The organism is Streptomyces sp. NPDC001890 (assembly GCF_042891445.1).
Lineage (GTDB): Bacteria > Actinomycetota > Actinomycetes > Streptomycetales > Streptomycetaceae > Streptomyces.
Map to the genome: position 1 here is coordinate 14,279 of NZ_JBIATE010000020.1, position 22,595 is coordinate 36,873.

General features: G+C 71.6%; 18 protein-coding genes. 11 read left to right on the forward strand and 7 right to left on the reverse strand.

What is annotated here, in order from left to right; translation table 11 throughout:
• The first annotated feature begins 15 nt into the window (after positions 1-15).
• A complete protein-coding gene (locus ACFYY1_RS32990; protein ID WP_388592091.1) occupies positions 16-759 on the forward strand; it encodes a methyltransferase domain-containing protein in 744 nt (247 codons plus the stop codon).
• Between the two features lie 58 nt (positions 760-817).
• Here ACFYY1_RS32990 and ACFYY1_RS32995 read toward each other — a convergent pair whose 3' ends face one another.
• Entirely contained in the window at positions 818-1,858 is a 1,041-nt protein-coding gene (locus ACFYY1_RS32995; protein WP_388592093.1) for an aldo/keto reductase, read from the reverse strand.
• A 131-nt stretch (positions 1,859-1,989) separates the two neighbouring features.
• Here ACFYY1_RS32995 and ACFYY1_RS33000 point away from each other — a divergent pair, with 131 nt between their 5' ends.
• Positions 1,990-2,592, forward strand: coding sequence for a TetR/AcrR family transcriptional regulator (locus ACFYY1_RS33000; RefSeq protein WP_388592094.1), 603 nt, complete (start codon positions 1,990-1,992; stop codon positions 2,590-2,592).
• Positions 2,593-2,647: 55 nt separating this feature from the next.
• Positions 2,648-3,154 carry a DinB family protein gene (locus ACFYY1_RS33005; RefSeq protein WP_388592095.1) on the forward strand — a complete coding sequence of 169 codons (507 nt, stop codon included), beginning with the start codon at positions 2,648-2,650 and terminating at the stop codon, positions 3,152-3,154.
• A 62-nt stretch (positions 3,155-3,216) separates the two neighbouring features.
• Here the strand turns inward: ACFYY1_RS33005 and ACFYY1_RS33010 are convergent, their stop codons facing one another.
• The gene (locus ACFYY1_RS33010; RefSeq protein ID WP_388592097.1) at positions 3,217-4,647 is read right to left on the reverse strand and encodes an amidase; all 1,431 of its coding nucleotides are present in this window, start codon (positions 4,645-4,647) and stop codon (positions 3,217-3,219) included.
• A gap of 47 nt (positions 4,648-4,694) precedes the next feature.
• Here ACFYY1_RS33010 and ACFYY1_RS33015 point away from each other — a divergent pair, with 47 nt between their 5' ends.
• From ACFYY1_RS33015 to ACFYY1_RS33025, 3 genes are read left to right on the forward strand one after another with little or no spacing between them, the layout of a single operon-like run.
• Positions 4,695-5,345 (forward strand): TetR/AcrR family transcriptional regulator, encoded by a 651-nt coding sequence (locus tag ACFYY1_RS33015; RefSeq protein WP_388592098.1) that lies wholly within the window; start codon positions 4,695-4,697, stop codon positions 5,343-5,345.
• The gene (locus tag ACFYY1_RS33020; RefSeq protein ID WP_388592099.1) at positions 5,342-6,283 is read left to right on the forward strand and encodes an alpha/beta fold hydrolase; all 942 of its coding nucleotides are present in this window, start codon (positions 5,342-5,344) and stop codon (positions 6,281-6,283) included. Before ACFYY1_RS33015 ends, ACFYY1_RS33020 begins: the two co-directional genes overlap by 4 nt.
• Before the next feature lie 42 nt (positions 6,284-6,325).
• The gene (locus tag ACFYY1_RS33025) at positions 6,326-6,877 is read left to right on the forward strand and encodes a DinB family protein (protein WP_388592100.1); all 552 of its coding nucleotides are present in this window, start codon (positions 6,326-6,328) and stop codon (positions 6,875-6,877) included.
• 199 nt (positions 6,878-7,076) lie between these two features.
• Here the strand turns inward: ACFYY1_RS33025 and ACFYY1_RS33030 are convergent, their stop codons facing one another.
• Both ACFYY1_RS33030 and ACFYY1_RS33035 read right to left on the reverse strand, forming a co-directional pair.
• A complete protein-coding gene (locus tag ACFYY1_RS33030; RefSeq protein ID WP_388592102.1) occupies positions 7,077-10,826 on the reverse strand; it encodes a S8 family serine peptidase in 3,750 nt (1,249 codons plus the stop codon).
• A 522-nt stretch (positions 10,827-11,348) separates the two neighbouring features.
• Entirely contained in the window at positions 11,349-14,309 is a 2,961-nt protein-coding gene (locus ACFYY1_RS33035; protein ID WP_388592104.1) for an AAA family ATPase, read from the reverse strand.
• A 235-nt stretch (positions 14,310-14,544) separates the two neighbouring features.
• Here ACFYY1_RS33035 and ACFYY1_RS33040 point away from each other — a divergent pair, with 235 nt between their 5' ends.
• The gene (locus ACFYY1_RS33040; RefSeq protein WP_388592106.1) at positions 14,545-14,715 is read left to right on the forward strand and encodes a DUF664 domain-containing protein; all 171 of its coding nucleotides are present in this window, start codon (positions 14,545-14,547) and stop codon (positions 14,713-14,715) included.
• Between the two features lie 69 nt (positions 14,716-14,784).
• On the opposite strand, the gene ACFYY1_RS33045 is transcribed toward ACFYY1_RS33040, so the two are convergent.
• Genes ACFYY1_RS33045 through ACFYY1_RS33055 form a run of 3 tightly spaced genes read right to left on the reverse strand, consistent with a single transcriptional unit; the run spans position 14,785 to position 17,153 of the window.
• A complete protein-coding gene (locus ACFYY1_RS33045; protein ID WP_388592108.1) occupies positions 14,785-15,192 on the reverse strand; it encodes a GntR family transcriptional regulator in 408 nt (135 codons plus the stop codon).
• Between the two features lie 45 nt (positions 15,193-15,237).
• Positions 15,238-16,212, reverse strand: a complete 975-nt coding sequence (locus ACFYY1_RS33050; RefSeq protein WP_388592110.1) for an ABC transporter permease subunit — start codon at positions 16,210-16,212, stop codon at positions 15,238-15,240.
• Entirely contained in the window at positions 16,209-17,153 is a 945-nt protein-coding gene (locus tag ACFYY1_RS33055; RefSeq protein WP_388592111.1) for an ABC transporter ATP-binding protein, read from the reverse strand. Before ACFYY1_RS33055 ends, ACFYY1_RS33050 begins: the two co-directional genes overlap by 4 nt.
• Positions 17,154-17,359: 206 nt before the next feature.
• On the opposite strand from ACFYY1_RS33055, the gene ACFYY1_RS33060 reads away from it, so the two are divergent.
• Genes ACFYY1_RS33060 through ACFYY1_RS33075 form a run of 4 tightly spaced genes read left to right on the forward strand, consistent with a single transcriptional unit; the run spans position 17,360 to position 22,474 of the window.
• A complete protein-coding gene (locus tag ACFYY1_RS33060; RefSeq protein ID WP_388592113.1) occupies positions 17,360-18,193 on the forward strand; it encodes a M55 family metallopeptidase in 834 nt (277 codons plus the stop codon).
• Positions 18,186-19,529 carry a M20/M25/M40 family metallo-hydrolase gene (locus tag ACFYY1_RS33065; RefSeq protein ID WP_388592114.1) on the forward strand — a complete coding sequence of 448 codons (1,344 nt, stop codon included), beginning with the start codon at positions 18,186-18,188 and terminating at the stop codon, positions 19,527-19,529. Before ACFYY1_RS33060 ends, ACFYY1_RS33065 begins: the two co-directional genes overlap by 8 nt.
• A 21-nt stretch (positions 19,530-19,550) precedes the next feature.
• Positions 19,551-21,530, forward strand: a complete 1,980-nt coding sequence (locus ACFYY1_RS33070) for a prolyl oligopeptidase family serine peptidase (RefSeq protein ID WP_388592115.1) — start codon at positions 19,551-19,553, stop codon at positions 21,528-21,530.
• Positions 21,527-22,474, forward strand: coding sequence for an LD-carboxypeptidase (locus ACFYY1_RS33075; RefSeq protein WP_388592117.1), 948 nt, complete (start codon positions 21,527-21,529; stop codon positions 22,472-22,474). The genes ACFYY1_RS33070 and ACFYY1_RS33075 overlap by 4 nt, the downstream gene beginning before the upstream one ends.
• Positions 22,475-22,595 lie beyond the last annotated feature (121 nt).

Sequence of the window (22,595 nt, forward strand, 5' to 3'; positions counted from 1 at the left end):
CGGACCGGGGAGCGCATGGACGTGTCACAGCACTACCGCGAGGCGTGGGAGGGGTTCTGGGCCGCCACCTCGGACCTGCCGGGCGAGGCGATCTGGGACTCCGACCCCTCCCTCACCTCCGTACCCGACACCGAACGTCTGCTGCCGCACGCCGACACCTCGCTGCCCGTCGTCGACCTCGGCTGCGGGAACGGTACGCAGACCCGCTATCTCGCGACCCGTTTCGCCCGCGCGATCGGTGTGGACCTCGCGCGCGCGGCCATCGCGCACGCCCGCCGCGCGGACACTACGGGCGTTGCCGAGTTCGCCCAGCTCGATCTCGTCGACGAGGCAGCCGTGGCGGACCTGCACAAGCGGATCGGCGACACCAATGTGTACATGCGAGCGGTGATCCACCAGAGCGAACCCGGGGCCAGGCCCGCCGTCGCCGCGGCGGTCGCGGCGCTGCTGGGGGAGCGCGGACGGGCCTTCGTCGTCGAGCCGACCCCGGCCTCCAAGGATGTGCTCCAGTTGGTGGCGCAGGCGCCGGACGGCCCGCCGGAGAAGCTGCGCCGGGTGCTCCGGCACGGGCTCAAGCCGGCGAGCGCCACGGAGGAGGAGGTACGGCGGCTGCTCCAGGAGGCCGGTCTCACCACACTGGCCGGCGGTGCGACCGCCCTGGCCCAGACCGAGTTCCTGCCCGACGGGACCCGCGTCGAGCTGCCGTCGCGCTGGTACGTGCTGGCGCCCGCGGGGCGTCGGGACGCAGACCGGCGGTAGGCCCAGTCGTCGAACTGCCTCTGCCGCCCGGCTCGGCGACAGGGCCTACCGCGGCGGGTCAGCCCGTGGGCCCGCGCCGTCGCGCCGCGGCGGCCAGGGCCGGGCTGCGGTAGTCGGTGTCCGAGGGGTTGAGCGTGACGCCGGGCGGGACGATCGCGTCGATGCGGTCCAGGATCCCGTCGTCGAGAAGGAGCTCCGAGGCGGCGAGCTGGTCGGTCAGCTGGTCGACGGTGCGGGGCCCGAGGATCACCGAGGTGACCGCCGGGTGGGTCGCCGCGAACGCCAGCGCCAGGTGCGTCAGCGAGACACCCGCCTCCCGTGCCACCGCCAGCAGTTCCTCGACGGCTTCGGCCTTGCGGCGGTTGCCGGGCAGTTCGAGGTCGAACTTGTGGGCCACCACGCGGCGGAAGGCGTCCAGTTCGACCGGCTCGCCGTGGCGGAACCGCCCCGTGAGCCAGCCGCTGTTGAGAGGGCTCCAGGTCAGCACGCCGAGTCCGTACTTCTGCGCGGTGGGCAGCACGTCGGCCTCGATGCCGCGTACGAACAGCGAGTAGGGCGGCTGCTCGGTGCGGAAGGGGATGTGGTTGCGCCGGTCGGCGGCCCACTGGGCCTCGACGAGCTGCTCGGCGGGGAAGTCCGATGTACCGATGGCCATGATCTTGCCCGCGCGTACCAGGTCGGACAGTACGGACAGCGTCTCGTCGATATCGGTGGCCGGGTCGGGGCGGTGCACCTGGTAGAGGTCGATCCGGTCGGTGCCCAGCCGGCGGAGGCTGTCCTCGACGGCCCGGGTGAGCCAACGCCGGGAGTTTCCGCGCCGGTTCGGATCGTCGTCCCCCATCCGGACCGGGAAGTGGCCCTTGGTCGCGAGCACGACCTCGTCGCGCCGGCCGTGCAGGGCCTTGCCGATGATCTCCTCGGCCTCGCCGCCGGAGTACTGGTCGGCGGTGTCGATGAAATTGATCCCGCCGTCCAGCGCCGTGCGGATCAGCCGGGTCGCTTCGTCGTGGTCGCTGTTCCCCCAGGCGCCCAGGTGCAGGGTGCCCAGGGCGAACCTGCTCACGGAAATTCCGGTACGGCCGAGAATCCGGTGCTGCATGACTGCCCCCTGATGTCGTATCCCCGTGGAGAGGCGCGGAGTTGCTACCTCTTCGACGCGGTGAAGGTAATACATGCAACATCAGTGTTGCAACTATAGGCTTTAGTGGAATGTTGATGTAGCGTTTCGCCATGACGGTGCAGAAGCAGCAGGCGAAACGGCCCCTCCGGGCGGACAGCGAGCGGACGGTGCGGACCATCCTGGAAGCGGCCGAGCGTGTCCTGGCCGACAACCCGGCGGCGACCATGGAGCAGCTCGCACGGGCCGCCGGGGTCGCCCGGACCACCGTCCACCGCCGCTTCGCCACCCGCGAGGCGCTGCTGGACGAACTCACCGGCTGGGCCGCCCGCCAGTTCGCCGAGGCCGTGGACGCCGCCCGCCCCGACGCCGCCCCTCCGCTCGTCGCCCTCTATCAGGTCACCGCCAACGTCCTGCGCGTGAAGACCGACTGGTCGTTCGCCATGAACCGCACGGCCGAGGACGGCCACCCCGAGGCGGCCCGTCTCCACGCCGAGGTCCGGGCCACCTGTGCCCGGCTCTTCCGTCGCGCCCAGGAGGCGGGTGCGCTCCGCCCCGACATCGACCTCGACTGGACGCGGCGCGTTTACTACGGCCTCATCCACGAGGCGGCCAAGGAGGGAGTGGAAGGCGGGGACGCCGACACGCTCGCCACGCGCGTCGTGGACACCCTGCTGCGTGGCGCCGGGGCTCCGGGCGGACCGGCGGGACCCTGATCGGCCCCGGCGGAATTCACGGGCGCACGGATGCGGCGCTCGGCATGATGACGTCATGATCGAAGACCTGAGAAACAGGCCCCCGCAGGTGGGCGACGAGCGTGCGTCGCTGAGCGGATTCCTCCAGTACCAGCGCGAGACCCTGGCCATGAAGTGCGCCGGGCTCACCGGAGCCCAGCTGCGGGAGGCGGCCGCGCCCCCGTCGGACCTGACTCTGCTCGGGCTCGTCCGGCATCTCGCCGAGGTCGAACGGTCGTGGTTCCGGCGGGTGTTGAAGGACGAGGTGGCACCGCCGCACTGGCCGGGGCCGAACCCCGGCGAGTTCGCCGAGTTCGAGGTGGCCGACGCCGATCCCGAGGAGGCGTTCCGGATCTGGCACGAGGAGTGCGCGCGCTCCCGGGCCACCGTCGAGTCCGCCGAGTCCCTTGACATCACCGGGAGTTACGGCGAGGAGGTGTTCTCGCTGCGCTACATCCTCACGCACCTGATCGAGGAGTACGCGCGCCACAACGGCCAGGCGGACCTGCTCCGGGAGCGGATCGACGGCGCCACCGGCGAGTAGCCGGACCGGGCCCGGCAGGGTGCGGCCGAGTACGGTCCGGCCGCTCGCCGGCAGCTGTCCGGTCAGGCCCGGCCCGCCGCCGGTGCCCCGGCCCGCTCGCCGTAGCGGTGGGCCCACGGCAGGGCCTCCTCCAGCCGGGCCGATACGCCGAGCAGCAGATCCTCGCGGCCCCATCCGGCCGTGAGCGAGACCCCCAGCGGCAGGCCCCGCGAACTCCAGCCCAGCGGAAGGCTGATGGCGGGGAACCCGGTGGCGTTGGCCAGGACGGTGTTGCCCGTGAACGCGGTCATCGCGGCCAGTTCCGCCGCCGGATCCGAATCGTCGCGGAGTTGGCCGACGAGGGTGGGCGGGGCCGTCACGGTCGGGGTGATCACCACGTCCGCGTCCGCGTGGGCGAGCGCCCAGGCGCGGGCGCGGGCCTGGACCGCGCCGATCGAGGCGGCCAGCTCGGCCGCGGTGAACTCCTGTGCGCGGGAACGGAGATGGCGGACGATCGGACGCAGCGCCGACTCGTCCAACGCCATGGTCCTGGACCCCACGAGCGCCGTGAACATCACCCGGAAGCCCTCGGTCAGCTCGGGGTCCGGTGCCTGGTCCCGGACGAACACCTCATGGCCGAGCCCGGCCAGCGTACGGGCGGTGAGCTCCGCGACGGCGGCGACCTCGGGGTCCACGGGCGCGCCCGAGACCGACCCCTGGGCGAGCGCGATCCGCAGCCGCGGCACGGATGCGTCGCAGGCGCGCTCGTAGCCGCCGACCCGGGGCGGATGCACGGTGCCGGCCCCGGTACGGGTGGTCAGCACGTCCAGGAACGCGGCGGTGTCGCGGACCGTGCGGGCCAGCGGGCCGCGCGCGGAGAGCCCCATCCCGTCATGGCCGGCCGGGCCCGCGGTGACGAGCCCCCGGCTGGGCTTGAGCCCGACCACCCCGCAGGCGCTCGCGGGGGAGCGCACCGAGCCGGCGGTGTCGCTGCCCTGCGCGATCGGCACCAGCAGCGCGCCGACCGCCGCGGCCGCGCCGCCACTGCTCCCGGCCGCGCTCCGGGAGAGGTCGAACGGGCTGCGTGCCGGGGCGGACACCTCGGGCTCGGTGTAGCAGGCGGCCCCGAACTCGGGAACGGTCGTCTTGCCGAGGCTGATCAGCCCGGCGTCGGCCATGACCTCGACGATCTCGTCGTCGTGCTCCGGAATCCAGTCGCGGAACAGCGCCGAGCCCAGCGTGGTGCGCACCCCCGCGGTGGCCTCCAGGTCCTTGATCGCGGTGGGTACGCCGAACAGGCGCGGCAGTCCGGTGCGGTCCGCCGAGCGCAGGACGCGATCGGCCCCGGCCGCCGCGGCGCGGGCCCGGTCGGCCGACACGGTGGTGAACGCCCCCACCCGGTCGCCGTCCCCGATCCGGGCCAGCAGGTGGTCCACCACCTCGGTCGGACACGTTTCGCCACGCTCGTAGGCGGCGGCCAGCTGTAGAGCCGTGAGGTCGTGCAACTCCGTCATGCGCGCTCCCCTTGAAGTTTCGTTACGCGTATCGATATGGTGCGGGCATGGTGGTCGAGAAGGCAAGCACTCACAGGAACGGCCGTCCCCGGGCGGTGACGCTCGACGCGATCCTGGACGCGGCGACCGAGCTGGCCGACGACCGGGGGCTCGATGCCGTGACCTTCCGCGCGCTGGCGGACCGGCTGGGGGTGTCACCGATGGCGATCCACCGCACGACGGGCGGCATCGACGCGCTCCAGCACGCGCTGGTGTCCCGGATCGTCGGAGAGGTGACCCGGTCGGTGGACTGGCCGCAGGACTGGCGCGGCATCGTCCGACTCTTTGCCGACACGCTCCACGACCTGCTCATGCGGCACCCCGTCATCCTTGAGGCGCACCGCCGCGCCTCGCTCGTCGGGCCCGGCGCCGACGACGTCGCGTACCGGGTGGTGGCGGCGCTGCGCGACGCGGGACTCGACGAGGAGGCCGCCGCGTACGCGTACGGCACCCTGCACGACTTCGTCACCGGCCATGTGGCGATCCGCCTCGGCCGGGGCGATCTGGAACTGCACCAGCTCCCGCCGGAACGACGGGCCGCGTCGGTGTTCGCGGACCACCACGACTACGACCGCCGGTTCTCCTTCGGCCTCGACTTCGTCATCGGCGGGATTGCCGCCGCTGCAGCCACCCCCGTATCCCACGAGGAGCAGAGATGACCCCCTCCCCGCAGGACCCGCCGAAGACCGCGCAGACGCCGAGGACGCAGGGGACGGAGCTTCCCGAGACGGACCCGCCGGCGACCGGCCTGCCCGAGACGCACCGGCTGACGGCCCCGGACGGGCGCCGCATCGCGTACTGCTCCTACGGCGACCCAGCAGCCCCGCCCGTGATCGTGCTCCACGGCACCCCCGGCAGCCGCTACGAGGGCCTCGCGCTGCGGCAGGCGGCGACGGACGCGGGCCTGCGTCTGGTCTTCCCGGACCGTCCGGGCTACGGCGGGACGGACCCCGTGCCCGGTCGTGGCTTCCACCGCTGGAACGACGACTTCGTGGCCCTGCTCGACCACCTCGGCCACGAACGGGCCACGCTCGTGGCGATCTCGGGCGGCGGCGGGTACGCGCTCTCGGCGGCCCAGCACCACCCCGGGCGGGTCACCCGGCTGATCCTTGCGTGCGCCGCCGTCCCCGGAGCGCCCCGCTCGGCGTACGCGCGCCGGATCCCGCTGGTCAAGTGGCTGAACCGGATCGTCGTCCGGGCCCCGTTGATCGCCCGGCCGATGCTCGCGGGAAAGGGGATCTTCAAGAAGACGAGGCGCGAGCCGAACCTCGACGCCTGGCCCCGCTCCGACCGGCTGATCATGAGCACCCCCGCCTTCCGGACCCTGTCCGAGCTGGACACCGCCGAGGGGCAGCGCCAGGGCGTGGACGCGGCCATCACCGACCTCGCCGGCTACTCCCGTCCGCTGCCGGAGCCGCTGGGCTCGGTCTCCGTACCGACCCTGTTCCTCCACGGCGACGCGGACGGCAACGTTCCCGTCGAGGTGGCGCGCTGGGCGCACGCACAGATCCCGGGCGCCGAGCTGCGCACCGTCCCCGACGGCGGTCATCTCTTCCTGCTCGCGGACCCGGAGCCGCTCCTGCGGGAACTGACCTGAGCCGGTGGGCCCGGTGGGCCCGGTGGTGTGAGGATGGCCGCCATGACATGGACGGCACCTCACATCGAACGTACGACGGCCGACGGCGACCAGCTGAACGTCCCGAGCGCGGCGGACGAGCGGGCCATGCTGGAGGGCTGGCTCCGGTGGCACCGCGAGACGCTGCTCACCAAGTGCGCCGGGCTGACTCCGGTCCAGCTCGCCCGCACCACCGCGGAGCCCTCCGGCCTCACCCTCCTCGGCCTGGTGCGGCACATGGCGGAGATCGAACGCTGGTGGTTCCGCCGGAGCTTCGCGGGCGAGCCGATCGGTGAGGTCTTCACCGGTCCGGGCGACGGCGACGAGGGGATCGAAGGCGTCGACGCCGCCCACGCCGAGCGCGACTTCGCCGCCTTCCGCGCCGAGACCGAGGCGTGCGAGGCCGCCGTGGCGGGGCGCGGCCTCGACGAGACCTTCGTGTACGCCACCCGCGGACGGACCGTCAGCCTGCGCTGGGTGTACGCGGTGATGATCCAGGAGTACGCCCGCCACAACGGCCACGCGGACCTGCTGCGCGAGCGGACCGACGGCGCCACGGGCGACTACCCGGCCTGACAGTGAGCGCGGTTCCGCGCTCCTCGGGGGAGGAACACGGAACCGCCCGTCAGCTGCCCGTGCCGGACGGACGCGCCGCCCCCCCCGGCTGTCGGTGTCCGACGGATGCACCGCCGCATGGCCGACCGGAGGAGTGCGCCCCTGGCGCAAGGGCGTGCCTTGTGCCAGGGGCGCGGTCAGGGAAGGACTGCCGTGCGGGTCAGCGAATGGCGTAGGCCTTGATCAGGGTCTGCTCGATCTTGCTGCCGTTGGTGTCCTGTGCCTTGACGCGCAAGGACACGTGTCCCTTTGCCGGGTTGTTCACGGACACCTTGTAGCCGCCGTTGCTCTTGCTCTCGACCTTCGCGGGCTGCCAGGTGGCACCGTCGTCGGTGGACGCCTCCACAGCGACCTCGTCGATGTCCGGGGTGGCGCCGTTCTGGAGGACGAAGGCCAGGTCGAAGTGGTAGGTCTTGCCACCCTTGGCGGTGTTCTCCGCATCCAGGTCCAGGCCGTACTCCGGCCAGAGCAGCGCCAGGTTCTCCTTGCCGCTCGCCGGCCGGGCGGACTTGAAGGTCCACGCGGTGCCGGCCTTGGTGGACAGCGGGAACCACGCCGGGTGCTCGGAGTCCATGGTGATCCGGTAGGTCGCCGGGTCGGGGCCGACCGGCAGCGTCGTGAGGTTGAACCAGCCCTGCTCCTTGAGGAGCTTGTCGTCCTGGTACACCCGCACCGTCGACGTGGTGCCGCCGTACTCCGTGAAGTAGGCGTAGTGTCCGGGCTGGCTGTCGCCCATATCCATCATGTTGAGGGTGACCTTGTCACCGTCGCGGAACGCGAGGGTGGTCTCCGGTCCGGCCGGGCCGTTCGCCGCACCCAGCCAGGTCTCCTCGCGCTGCTCGCCCGGGCTGTAGTTGCGGATGAGGTCGTTCAGGCTGATGGCGATGTCGTTGCGGTCCGGGTAGACCGTGTGCCACCACCGCATGTCCTTCATCGTCTGCCACTTGCTGCCGGTGGAGTACCACTCCTCCCGGTCCATCGGCGCGTCGAAGAAGTCCACGAGCTGGGTGATGAAGGCCTCTCCCGGGCGGATCGCCGAGGTGGTGTCGCCGATCAGCGTGCCCTTGGTGCCGCGGTAGTGGGACTTCGCCACGGCCGAGTTCTCCGTGGTGACCGCGTCGGTGGGGTCGGCCGGAATGCCTCCGGGAACCATCAGCGCGATGTTGTAGGCATAGGGGTCCTTCCTGATGCCCTGCAGGTTGATCCACGTGGGACCGTCTGCCATCCGGCCGAAGAGCTCCGCGCCCTCGTCCTGGGTGAGGCTCCAGGCCGGGATGGCGGTGCCGGTGCGGCGCGGCACGATGGTGGCGTAGACGCCGGGCCGGTCGTTGACGATGATCGCTGCCTTCGCGCCGGCACCGGCCACTGCGGCGATCTGGTCGACGACCTTCTGGGTGGCGTCGCGGGTGATGACCGCGAGCTTGCCGTCGAGGTCCTTGCCGGCCAGGTCCTGCGGCCGTCCCGTGCCGGCGTCGACTGCCTGGAGCTTGCTGGAGCCGTACAACCGGGCCGCATAGGTCACCGGCTTGAGCGGGAGCGCGCCTCCCTGACCGGCATAGGACGCCTTGATCACCGGCGAGTACCTGCGGTCCTGGAAGTTGAACTCGAAGGTGCCGTCCGTCACGGGCGCGGTGGGCACGACATAGGCGCGCGGCGAGAACAGGCTCGACGCGCCCTTCATGTAGTCGATCCCCCGCTTGCCGGGGAGGCTCTGGCGGTACCCGAGCTTGTGCTGGCTCGACTGCGACTCCTTGGGGGTCGTGACCTTGACCTCCTTGCCCAGCCGGGCGTCCATCGTGATCGTCCGGTCCGCCTTCAGATCCACGACGGGCTCACCGGCGAGCGTGTTGCTCACGGCCAGGCCCGTGGCCTTGTCCTTCGTGTACACCAAGCCCATGACGGAGTAGCGGCCTTGCGGCAGCGCGACGGTCTTGGTTCCGTCCTGGGGGAAGACCTGGCGGACGACGCCGTTGTCCAGGTCGAACACCGTGAGTTCGGCGCCTGCCGGGCCTCCGTTCCGGTCGATCGTGTTGAGAGTGAGGTCGACGGTGGGCACGTCCTTCGTGGCGCCGACGGTGGTGCGGATCGCGGTGCCGTCGGCCCCGGTGGCGGTGATGACACCGGTGTAGTCGCCCACGGCGCCGAGCTCGGGGTGGTAGGTCACCGTCACGCTCGCGGTGGAGTTGGCCGGGACCGTAACGCTGTTGGCGCTGAGCGTGAACATGCCGTTCGGCGGAGGCGCTGTCTCTCCGGCGCTGAACAGGCTGAGCGACAGCGTGGTGTCCGTCGCGGAGGTGTTGACGTAGTCGATCGTCCTGGTGACCGGCTCGCTCTCGGCCGACTTCTTGCCCATGCTGACGACAGCGGGGCTGGAGTACGTCGTGGCGTCGATCGCCTTGGGAACGTCGACGCGGCCGTTACCACCCTGGTAGGCGCCGTACGAGCCCTGCTTGGCGGTGCTGACCAGCACCTGCTTGAGCCGGTCGGCGGTCCAGTCGGGGTGGCGCTGGACGAGGATCGCGGCGGCGCCGGACACGTGCGGGGTGGCCATCGAGGTGCCGTTGGCCGCGGTGTAGTTGGCGTCGACGGGGGTGCCCATCGTGGTGCCGGCGGCGCGCGCGGCGACGATGCCCACGCCGGGTGCGGTGATCTCCGGCTTGACCGCGAAGGTTTCCTTGACCGGGCCGCGGCTGGAGAAGTTCGCGAGCTGGTCCTGCTTGGACACCGCGCCGACGGTCAGTGCGTCCTCGGCGGCACCCGGCGAACCCACGGTCCCCTTGCCCGGGCCGTCGTTGCCGGCCGCGATGACGAACAGGGACCCGGAGGACTCGGTGAGCTGGTTGACGGCCTGGCTGATCGGGTCGGTGCCGTCACTGGCCGCACCGCCCAGGCTCATGCTGATGACGTCCGCGTCCTGGGCCGCCGCCCACTCCATGCCGGCGATGACCCCCGACTCGGAGCCCGAACCGGCCGTGTTGAGGACCTTGCCGATGTACAGGTCGGCGCCCGGCGCCACACCCTTGAGCCTGCCGCCCGACGCGGCACCCGAGCCGGCGATGGTCGAGGCGACATGCGTGCCATGGCCGTGGTGATCGACCGCGTCGGGGTCGTCGGTGAAGTTCTGCGCCTTCTTCACCCGCCCCGCCACATCAGGGTGGTCGGGGTCGACACCGGTGTCGAGGATGGCCACCTTGGTGCCGGTGCCGTCGTAGCCGGCCGCCCACGCCTCCGGGGCACCGATCTGCGGCACACTCTGGTCCAGAGCGACGTGCACCGGCTTGTCGAGCCAGAGCTTCTTGATGATGCCACCGGCGAGCTTCGGTGCCTTCGTCCCGGCGGTGCTGTCGTCGTCGACCGCCTCCCAGAACGTCGCCGCCTTCTTCTTGCCGGCGTGCAGCGCCACCGCGTTGGCGCTGGGCAGCTCGTCCTTCTTCACCGAACCTGTCGGCGCGGCCTTCTCAAGTGCCTTGCCGGCCTTGCCCGGCACGCCCCCGTACGTCGCGATCAGAGGCACGGCGGAGCGGTGTGCGTCGTCATAGCCGTACTCGACCAGCTTGGTGACGTTGAACAGTTCGCGATCGAGCTCGTTCGCGGCAAGGTAGGGCTGCGCCTTGTCCGGGACGACGTAGACCTCGTCGCCCACCTTCATGGTGGTGAACGCCGCCGGGGTACCGTCGGCCGCGGGCTCCACCGTCGCCGCCTGCAAACCATTGGCATGACGCTCCAGCGTCACCACCTCACCCGTCACGAGGGTGAGCCTGTGCGTGGCGACGACGGGGCCGTTCTGCTGTGCCTGGCTCGCCCGAGTGGCCGGCGTCTCGGCGGCGGCGATGGCGGGGATGCCGAGTGTCCCGGCCACGCAGGCCGTGGCCAGCAGCGCCGTGAGCGCGCGATGCGGACGGTGTGGCAAGCGCCGGAGTATGGGGGTGGTCAGGTGGACCGGGAGCCCGGATGCCCCGGCCGGTGGTGACTGTCTCATGCGGCAATGACCTTTTCTGAGGGGGAGGATGCGCGCGGATACCGCGCGGTTGCGGGGATTGCGCATCGCGCCGAATGGCTGCGGATGCATGTGGTGAATGCCGGCCAGGGCTGCTTCGGGCGGATCGGTGGTACAGCGCCGGGCGGCGAACGACGCGTCCCGCTGTTGCGGCTATGGCACCGGTCGGCCGGCCCGCGGGGTTCGTTCCGGAACCTGGCCTCGTCGGGGAATCAGGGACGGTCGAGGCGATCCGTCAGATGTGACCGTGCGACAGAAGCTCTACGGACGCAGGGGACGAGTGGCGACAGGCGGAGGTAGTGATTCCATGACGCTGAGTGTTGTTCACGGACCGGCCACCCAACGACTGGGCAGATGACCCAATTTTGCTGCCGCGCCCGCCCAGGGCCTGTTCCGAGTTGGCCCGCGGCTTCGAGACGCCCGGCACGGAACAGCTCAGAACAGGCCCTGACGGTGCGCGTCGGCCGTGCTGTCGGCGACGACACCGGCTTCGACGACCTTCACGGCCAGCGCCGTCCGGGACGAGACCTCGAACTTGCGCATCGCTGTCTCCACGTGCCGCGCGACCGTCTTCGGCGACAGGATGAGGACACCGGCGATCTCCCGGTTGGTCCGGCCTCCGACGAGCAGCCGGACCACGTCGAGCTCACGGGGAGACAGTTGATCGCCGTAGCTTCGCCGTCCACCGTGCCACGACGGGCGCTTCACCCCGACACCGGACGCACGCAGTGTGCGCATGACGCGCTCGGCGTCGCCACGAGCGCCGAGGGTGGACAACCCCTGGAAAGTTTCCGTAAGGAGGGAGAGAGCCGCATCGGACTGGTCCGCACGAAGCAAACAACGGGCCTGTCGCTCACGGTTGAGCAGGGCGTCGTACGGCTGCGGAAGGCCCTGCCACGCGTCGGCCGCACGCGCGAACAGTTCGGCGGCGCTGAGGGGATCGTCCTGATGCTCGGCCAGAATCGCCCTGCAGGTCGACAAGGCGGCGTGCGGCCGAGGTGCGCGGCGATCACGCACTCCCGCTGCGAATGCGTCGACCAAGTCGCCGGCCTCGTCGATGCGGCCGGCCATAAGTAGTGCCTCGGCCCGGACCGGGGCGAGTTCGCTGGCCCAGATCCACGTGCCCTTGCGTTCCAGGAACCGGATCGGCCCGTCGGTCAACCGCAGCACGTCGTCGACCCGCCCGGCGCCGAGCCGGAGCCTGGCCAGGGCGCCGGCAGGTTCGACGGAATACTCCGCACCGCCATGTCGGTCCGCCTGTTCAAGGACGCGCCGCAGGCACTCGTCCGCTCTGCCCTGGTCGCCGCGGGCCGCATACAGCAAGCCGGTGACTACGGCCGGCGCCAGGCGGCTCACCGGCTGCAGGAGTTCCTCGTCACCGGCCAGCGACAGGGCCCGGTCGGCCAGCCCGTCCCAGGCTCCGGTAAGCCAGTCGAGCTGAGCCAGCGTCACCTGCCCCTTCCTGTGGAGCTTCTGGTACTGATACGTGTCGGTCAGTCCTGCGGCCAGCGTGAGCGACCGCCTCGCCTCCGGGTACCTCCCCCAGATCAGCGCCATGTGCCCGACGTTGTGACGGCCGACCGTGATCTGCTGCCTTTCCGCGGAGGTGGACGCGTCATCGGCGATCAATGCCGCCTCGGCCCAACCCTCCTCCTCACCGAGCAGCAAAAGCCCACTCGCCCGTCCGACCCGGATGGGCAGCCGGTCCATCGGCGCGATCGAGGCCGGCACCTGCGCCACGCGCCGCAGCCACCTGAGGTGTTCGGCTGCCGGTGTCGTCGTCCCGTACGGCAGGCCGAGAAACATCATTGCGCGAACTGACTTCGCCGGGTCGTGCCCGAGGTCGGGCAGCGCGCGTTCCATCTCGATCCGGGACTGCTCGAACCCCTCCGTCTGCTGCAGCAGACGGGCGACGTGGAAGCGGATCTCCGCAGCCTCGCTCGGCGTCGGCCCGCCGGTGTCCAGTACGAGGTGGAGGGCGTCCATCAGTGCGCGGTAGCGTTCGTGCCCGCTGAGCAGATGGAACGGAACCTTGCCGGTCAGCCGGACCACGTCGGCGGGCGGCAGTACGGCGTTGGTGAGCAGATCGTGCAGCAGAGCGACCGCCGTCGCATCGTCACCCGAGGCGAGGGCGAGGTCGGCGGACTGTTCCGTGTACCGGCACCACGCCGCCGTGTCGCCGGCCTCCCTGAAGTGGCGTGCGAGCTGGGCGACCGGGGACGGGGAGGTGTCTTCGAGAACGTGTGCGGCACGCAGGTGTATCGCCCGCCGCTGCGGCACAGGAATCGCCTCGTACAGCGCGCGGCACGCCAGCTTGTGCCGGTACGAGACCAGCCCGCGCTGGTCCTCCCTCAGCAGCCCCGAACCCACTGCCTCCGCCAGGCCCGCCAGCCTGCTCGCCGGATCGCCTTCCGGAGCCATCACCTCGACGACGGCGTCCTCGGAGGCGGGGTCGCCGAGTACGGCGGCCGCGCGCAACGCGGCCTGCGCCGCCGGGCCGAGACGTGCGCTGCGTTCCAGCACGACGTCCCGGACCGTCGGCGGTACGTCGATCTCACTCAGCCGCCGCCGCACCCAGGAATCACCCTGTCGCGGCATGTCTGCGCGGTTCCACATCAGCCGGACGGACTCCTCGACCGCGAGCGGAAGCCCGTCGGTCCGGTCGTGCAGGATGGTCGCGAACTCGTCGGCAACCCGTTCCCCACCCAGCATCGAGGACACCATCGCGGCAGTCCCGGGGACATCCAACGGCTCCAACGACAGTCGCAGCCGCGCCGCCCCCGCCGGTTGCCGCGACGACAACCGCAGCAGCAGAGAGTCCGGCGCGATTTCCTCCGGGCGGTAGCTCACCAGCAGGCTGACCTGTTGTCGCGGACGTGATGCCAGGAACAGCAGAAACTCCAGGGTGGCCTCATCCGCCCAATGCACGTCCTCGACCGCGAGCAAGCCGATGTCGAGCCGTTCGAGGATCTCCTCGATGGCCCGGAACAGCCGATGCCGTGCCGCTGCCGCGTCTTCGGCCGGGTCGGGTGTGGGCGGCAACGCCGATGCCCACTCGGGGAACAACGGCCGGAGCGCCCCCGCCAGCCCGCTCAGACCGAGCCGGGCGACGTCCTCGGTCGCCGATCGGATCGCGTCCACCACCGGCCCGAGCGTAAAAGGCCGTCGAACAGCCGGGCAGGCTGCCAGCAGCACCAGCTGCCGGGCCGGGGCATGCGCCGCGAGTAGCTCCTGAACCAGCAGGCTCTTACCGATCCCGGCCTCGCCCTCGATCAGCACGACCACCGGCGGGTCGGACAACGCGGCTTTCAAGGCGGCGAGTTCGCGCTCGCGCCCGACCAAACCGGGTGATGCGATCGCCGGCAGGTTGCGTGTGTCGGAATCGCTGGCAGACATTCGCCCCACCGTCGGAGACAGGCGACGGTGAGCCCGAACCGTCGTCTTCCGTGAACAATATGACCAGAGGTTACAAGGCGGGGCGGCAGGGGGACAGGCCACGCTCAAAGGCGTGGTGCGGAAGGCGATCACTCCGGAGTTCCGGGGCTGAGGTTCCGCTGCCTTCGCGCCCGCCCCGGGGGGTAGAGATCTCCGTGTCGCTTGCCCCGGCCCCACGACGGTCCGCACCGCCGGCGTGACGGGGCGCGGCCTCGACGAGACCTTCGTGTACGCCATCCCCGGCCGGACCGTCGGCCTGCGCCGGGTGTATCCGGTGATGATCCAGGATTACGCCCGCCACAACGGCCACGCGGACCTGCTGCGCGAGCGGACCGACGGCGCCACGGGCGACTACCCCGCGCGGTGATGACGGTGGCCGGCCCCCCCCACCGGGGGACCGGCCACCACTCGTCCACGAGGCGCACGGCGCCGCGCCTCAGCCGGCGTCCGCCCCGGCCGGATACACGGCCGCGAAGGCCGACCGGAAGAGGGCGTCGACCTCCGGGCCGCTGAGGCCCTGCGCCCGTGCCTGGTCCAGCCACTCGGTGAGTGACGTGCGCAAGGGGGAGTCGGCGCCCGCCTGGGGCGGGACGAGGGAGCGGGTGATGAAGGTGCCCGCCCCCTGCCGGACCTCGGCGAGCCCCGCGCGCTCCAGCTCGCGGTACGCCTTGAGAGTGGTGTTCGGGTTGACCTTGGTCTCGGCCGCCACCTGAGCGGCCGTGGGCAGCCGGTCCCCCTCCTCCAGGGCGCCCATGCGCAGCGCCTGTTCGACCTGCCGCACGATCTGGAGGTACGTCGCCACTCCGCTGCGCCGGTCGATACGGAACACGACCACTGCCTTCACCTCCTCTTCAACTGCCGAATCCCCGCGCACCTGCGTCGGCAGGTCCTAGAGGGGCCGACGGGACACCCGCCACAGGACGAACGCGGTGAGCACGACGGTACCCGCGAGCAGGATGCCCGCCCCGGTCCACTGCATGGCCGGCATCTGGTCGAAGCCGAGGTACTCGTACACATTGTTGACGATTCCGTGCTCCTTGACGCACGCGTCGGAGGCCGCCTCGGTCGTCTTGGCGCACATGCCCCAGCCGTAGAGATGGCCGTCGGCGGAACCGATCCAGCGGTCCACCTCCAGCGATTCGTCGAGCAGCGAGGGCATGTCCGCGTCGAGCGGGTAGGTGATCGTCCGGGTCGGGGCGAGGTTGACGATCATCCGGTCCCAGAAGATCCCGACGGCCCCGGCGAGGACGAAGGTGATCGCCATGGACATCAGGACGCGGCGGACCAGCACACCGACGGTGATGCCGAGGGCCGTCATGAAGAGACAGAGCGCGGGGAGCACCGGACCGGTGGCATCGAAGATCGACCCCTCCGACCACTGGCTGGGAAACACCGAACGGTAGGGCTTCCACCACCAGGTGAACAGCGCCGAGAGCGCCACGGTGGTCACGAGCACCGCCGCGTAGACCCAGGTGAACTTCGTCGCCACCCAGCGCAGGCGGGACACCGACTGGGTGGTCACCAGCTGCGCGGTGCCCTGTTCCTGATCGCCCGCGATGAGCGGGGCGCCGACGAAGACGGCGAGGATCAGCGGCAGCCCGCCCAGCGCGGTGACGACGAGACCCACCCCGTCCGAGTCGAACACCGGCTGCGCCAGTTCCTTCCCCGGCCAGCCCGCGGCGTCCAGGACGTCCTTCATGTGGCCGCGCTCGTAGACGAGCCAGACCGAGCCGAGGACCGTCACGGCGAGCAGGCTGAGCAGTGCGGCCCGGTGCTGGCGTGCGACGAGCCAGCTCAGCCCGCGCAGCAGGCGGGGCCGGGGGGTGCGCCCGGTCCGGGGCGCGTCGGTCAGGGTGGTGCTCATGAGGTGTGGCTCCCTTCGGCCTCGATACGGGCACCGGGCGTGAACAGCGGGGGCGCGTCCGGCGCGCGCAGATGCGCCAGCAGCACCTCCTCCAGGCTCGGTTCGGCGACCACCCAGTCACCCGACAGCGGGCCGTTCGGGCGGACCAGCGCGTGGAACTGCCGGCCCTGGACGCGGTACTGGATCACGGTGTGCGGCGCCAGCGCGGCGGCCGGATCCCCGTCCGTGGCGAGTCCGGTCACCAGTGCGTGGGCCGGGACGAGCGCGTCCGCGTCGCCCGCCATCCGGATCCTGCCGTCGGCCAGGACGAGCAGGTAGTCGCACATGTCCTCCAGCTCGGAGAGCATGTGGGAGGACATCACGACCGTGGTCCCGCGCTCGACGGCCTCCGACATCAGCAGGGTGCTCATGTCGTGGCGGGCCAGCGGGTCGAGGTCGGACATCGGCTCGTCGAGCAGCAGCAGATCGGGCCGCTTGCCGAAGGCCAGGGCGAACGCGACCCGGGTGCGCTGGCCGCCGGAGAGCGTGCCGACCCGGGCGTCCATCGGCACCTGTCCGGACCGCACGATCCGCTCCGCCGCGGCCATGTCCCAGCCGGGGTTGAGCTCGGCGCCCATGCGCAGCGTCTCGGCCACGGTGAACCGCTTGAACAGCGGCTTGTCCTGGCCGAGGAACGCGAACTTCGGCATGACCTCGGGGTCGTCCACCGGCACGCCGAAGATCCGCAAGTCACCTCCAGTGGGCTGCACCTGACGGGTCGTGATCCCCAACAGGGTGCTCTTTCCCGCCCCGTTGGGGCCGACGAGACCACAGATCCGGCCGGCCGGGAGCCGGAACGAGATGTCCTGCAGCGCCCAGCCGCGACGGTAGCGCTTACCCAGGCCGCGGGCCTCCAGGGCCCAGGCGCCCGATGCGCCGTCCGGAGTGAATGCGTCTGCCATGCACTTCGCCTCAATTCCATTAGTCAATTAATGGAATCATGGTCTGGGGTAGTGGAAAGTGTCAAGGCGCGCCGGGCGGCCTCGCCGGCGGGATGTCCGTGATGCGGCTGTTCGGGGTGTGCGCCGCACTCTCTTCGGAGGACTGGACCATTGAACGTCCCGGTGGCTCTGGCCTGGCGGTTCCCGGGCGCGTAGCGTGACCCGGCATGAAGATCCTGATCAGCGCCGACATGGAGGGCGCCACCGGTGTGACCTGGCCGGGCGATGTGCTGCCGGGCACTCCGCAATGGGAGCGGTGCCGTCCCCTGTTCACCTCCGACGTGAACGCGGCGGCGCTGGGCTTCTACGACGGTGGCGCGGACGAGGTCCTCGTCAACGAGGCCCACTGGTCCATGCGCAACCTCCTGCTGGAGCGGCTCGACGACCGGGTCCAGATGCTCACCGGCAGGCACAAGCCCCTCTCCATGGTCGAGGGAATCCAGCACGGTGACGTCGACGCCATCGCCTTCATCGGCTACCACACGGGCGCCGGCGCGGAGGGCGTCCTCGCCCACACCTACCTGGCCAACTCCATCACCGGGGTCTGGCTCAACGGCAACCGCGCGAGCGAGGGACTGCTGAACGCGCATGTGGCGGCCGAGTACGGGGTGCCCGTCGTCCTCGTCACCGGCGACGACCTGACCTGCGTGGACGCCGAGGGCTACGCCCCCCGGGCCCGCAAGGTCGCCGTCAAGGACCACGTGTCGCGGTACGCGGCGGTCTGCCGCACCCCGGCCCGTACCGCCGCCGACATCCGCGCCGCCGCGAAGGAAGCCGCCGCGCTCGCCGTGCGGCACACACCGGTGGAGGGCGGACCCTTCACCGTGGAGCTGGAGTTCGACGCCGAGCACCTGGCCCAGGCGGCCACCGTGGTCCCCGGTGCGGCGCCGAGCGGCGAACGGCGCGTCGCCTACACCAGCGCGACGATGTACGAAGCAATCCGCACGTTCAAGGCGGTGACGACGATCGTGTCGTCCGCCGTGGAGGAGCAGTATGGCTGAGCCGAACGGTCCCCGGGAGAACGTCGACCAGCAGGCGCTGGACGAATCGGTGACGTTCACCTCCGAACTGATCCGGATCGACACCACCAACCGGGGCGGCGGCGACTGCCGCGAGCGCCCGGCCGCCGAGTACGTCGCCGAACGGCTGGCCGCCGCCGGTCTTGAGCCGACCCTGCTGGAGCGCACCCCCGGGCGTACCAATGTGGTCGCCCGGATCCCCGGCACCGACCCGTCCGCCGACGCCCTGCTCGTCCACGGCCACCTCGACGTGGTCCCGGCCGAGGCGGCCGACTGGACCGTGCACCCCTTCTCCGGGGAGGTCCGCGACGGAGTCGTCTGGGGACGTGGCGCCATCGACATGAAGAACATGGACGCGATGGTCCTGGCCGTCGTCCGCGCCTGGGCGCGGGCCGGCATCCGGCCCCGCCGCGACATCGTGATCGCGTACACCGCCGACGAGGAGGCCAGCGCCGAGGACGGCTCCGGCTTCCTCGCCGACCAGCACGCCGGGCTCTTCGAGGGCTGTACGGAGGGCATCAGCGAATCCGGCGCCTTCACCTTCCACGCCGGACCCGGCCTGCCGCTCTACCCGATCGCCGCCGGTGAACGCGGCACCGCCTGGCTGAAGCTCACCGCACACGGCAAGGCCGGGCACGGCTCCAAGGTCAACAGGAACAACGCGGTCAGCTCGCTCGCCGCCGCCGTCGCCCGGATCGGCCAGCACGAATGGCCCGTCCGGCTCACCCCGACGGTCCGCGCCGCACTCACCGAGATCGCCGCGCTGCACGGCATCCACCCCGACCTCGATGCCCCCGGCTTCGACGTCGACGAACTGCTCGGCAAGCTCGGCCCCGCCGCCGACCTGGTCGCGCCGACCGTCCGCAACAGCTCCAACCCGACCATGCTGGAGGCCGGGTACAAGGTCAACGTGATCCCGGGCCACGCCACCGCCTTCATCGACGGCCGGATGGTGCCCGGCGGCGAGGACGAGTTCCACGCCACCCTGGACCGGCTGACCGGACCCGACGTCGACTGGGAGTTCCACCACCGCGAGGTCCCGCTCCAGGCCCCGGTCGACTCGCCGACCTTCGCGAAGCTGCGCGCCGCGATCGAACGCTTCGACCCGGCCGGCCACACCGTCCCGTACTGCATGTCGGGCGGCACGGACGCCAAGCAGTTCTCCCGGCTGGGCATCACCGGCTACGGCTTCTCACCGCTGAAGCTGCCCGTCGGCTTCGACTACCAGGCGCTGTTCCACGGCGTCGACGAACGTGTCCCCGTCGACGCCCTGCACTTCGGTGTCCGGGTCCTCGACCACTACCTGCGTACTGCCTGACCGCTACAGGGGGAATCGATCATGCTGCCCATTGGGGCTCACGGAACCTGGCCGTCGCCGATCGACGCCGCGCTCGCCGCCTCCCACGACGGACGCCCGGAGTACGTCGGCACCGTCGGGGACGAGGTGTGGTGGACGGAGCCGCGCCCGGCCGAGGCGGGCCGCCGCGCCCTGGTCCGCCGACGGGCGGACGGGAGCACCGAGAGCGTGCTGCCCGCGCCGTGGAACGTACGGAGCCGGGTCATCGAGTACGGCGGAGTGCCCTGGGCGGGGACCGCGCGGACCGAGGGCGGCCCGCTCGTCGTCTTCGTCCACTTCGCCGACCAGCGGCTCTACGCCTACGCCCCCGACGGGCCCGGCGACCCCGTGCCGCTCACCCCGGCCACGGCCACCGGCGGCGGGCTGCGCTGGGCCGACCCGCAGCTCCACCCCGACCGGGGCGAGGTGTGGTGCGTCCTGGAGGAGTTCACCGGCGAGGGCCCCACCGAGCTGCGCCGGGTGATCGCCGCCGTCCCGCTGGACGGCTCGGCCGCCGACGACCGCGCCGCGGTGCGTGAACTCACCGACGACAGCAGCCGGTTCGTCACCGGCCCGAAGCTCTCGCCCGACGGGCGGCAGGCGGCCTGGATCGCCTGGGACCATCCCCGGATGCCGTGGGACGGCACCGAGGTGATGCTCGCGGACGTCGCCGACGACGGCACCTTCCACCACCCCCGCTCCTTCGCCGGCGGCCCCGAGGAATCGGTGCCGCAGATCGAGTGGGCCGCCGACGGGCAACTGCTCCTCGCCAGCGACCACAGCGGCTGGTGGAACCTCTACCGGGCCGATCCGGACCGGGGCATGGTCGCGCTCTGCCCCCGCGAGCAGGAGTTCGCCGGACCGCTCTGGAAGATCGGGCTCAGCTGGTTCCGGCCGCTGGACAACGGGCTGATCGCCACCATCCACGGCAAGGGCACCACCACGCTGGGCATCCTCGACCCGCAGACCGGCGAACTCGTCGACGTCGCCGGACCCTGGACCGCCTGGGCCGAGACGCTCGCCGTGCACGGCAGCCGGGTCGTCGGCGTCGCGGCGAGCCCGTACAGCGGGTTCGAGGTGGTGGAGCTGGACACCGCGACCGGCCGCACCCGGGTCATCGGGGCACCGCACCAGGACGCCGTCGACCCCGCGTACTACCCCCGCCCCGAGGACCGCACCTTCACCGGGCCCGACGGACGCGAGATCCACGCCCACATCTACCCGCCGCGCAACCCCGCCCGGACCGGGCCCGAGGACGAGCGGCCGCCCTACGTGGTCTGGGCGCACGGCGGCCCCACCGGCCACGCCGCGCTCGTGCTCGACCTGGAGATCGCCTACTTCACCTCGCGCGGCATCGGCGTCGCCGAGGTCAACTACGGCGGCTCCACCGGCTACGGCAGGGCCTACCGCAACCGGCTGCGCGAACAGTGGGGCGTCGTCGACGTCGAGGACTGCGCGGCCGTCGCCGCGGCGCTGGCCGACGAGGGCACGGTCGACCGGCGGCGGCTCGCCATCCGGGGCGGCAGCGCCGGCGGCTGGACCACCGCGGCCTCACTGACCGGCACCGATGTCTACGCCTGCGGGACGATCATCTACCCCATCCTCGACCTGACCGGCTGGGGGACGGACGAGACCCACGACTTCGAGTCGCGGTACCTGGAGTCCCTGGTGGGCCCGCTCGCCGAAGTCCCCGAACGCTACCGCGAACGCTCGCCCGTCGGCCGCGTCGACCGGCTGGCCACCCCCTTCCTGCTGCTCCAGGGGCTGGACGACCCGATCTGCCCGCCCGTCCAGTGCGAGCGGTTCCTGGCCGCGCTCGACGGACGCGGCATCCCGCACGCCTACCTCGCCTTCGAGGGCGAGGGACACGGCTTCCGGCGCGCCGACACCATGGTCCGCGCCCTGGAGGCCGAACTCTCCCTGTACGCACAGACCTTCGGGATCGACCGCACCGACGTGCCGCGGCTGGAGCTGAAGAAGTGACGACCCTCGCACCGCTGACCCGCCCGGCCCGGCTGCGCCCGGGGGCCAGGATCGCCGTCGTGTCACCGAGCGGTCCGGTGCCCGCCGACCGCCTCGAAGCGGGCCTGGACATCCTGCGCGGCTGGGGCCTGGAGCCCGTCGAGGCACCGCATGCCCGCGACGTCCACCCGGAGCTGGACTACCTCGGCGGCACGGACGGGGCGAGGGCCAGGGATCTCCAGGACGCCTGGTGCGACCCGTCCGTGGACGCGGTGATCTGCGCCCGGGGCGGGTACGGCGTGCACCGGATGGTCGACCTGGTCGACTGGGCGGCGATGCGCGCTGCCGGGCCCAAGGTGTTCGTCGGCTACAGCGACATCACCGTGCTCCACGAGGCGTTCGCGCAGCGCATGGGGCTCGCCACCCTGCACGGCCCGATGGCCGGCACCGAGACCTTCCTCAAGGACCCGGACACCCAGGAGTCCCTGCGGGCCACCCTGTTCGAGCCCGAATCGGTGCGGACCCTCGGCCTGCCGGGGGCACGGGCGCTGGTCCCCGGCCGGGCCCGCGGGATCACCTACGGCGGCTGTGTCAGCCTGCTCGCCGCCGACCTCGGCACCCCGCACGCCCGGACCTCGGCCCGGGGCGGGCTGCTGGTGATCGAGGACACCACCGAGGACCCGTACAGCATCGACCGCATCCTCACCCAACTGCTGCGGGCCGGGGCGCTCGACGGGGTGGCGGGGGTGGCCTGCGGCTCCTGGGCGGGCTGCGGCCCGTACGAGGAGGTGCGGGCCGTGCTGGCCGACCGGCTCGGCCCGCTGGGCGTACCCGTCGTCGAGGAGCTGGGCTTCGGGCACGGCCCGACGACGCTCACGGTCCCGCTCGGGGTGCCCGCCGTGCTGGACGCCCCGGCCGGCGGCGGCCCCGCCACCCTGACCGTCGAGGTGCCCGCCCTGTGCTGAACGGCGGCGAATCGTAAAGAAGTTGAGCGACATTCAGGAAACGCCGCCCCGATCGTTGACAGCACTATGACACGTGTCACAGCATGAGCGCGGCTCATTACTTACTGGTTGGTAAGTCGCC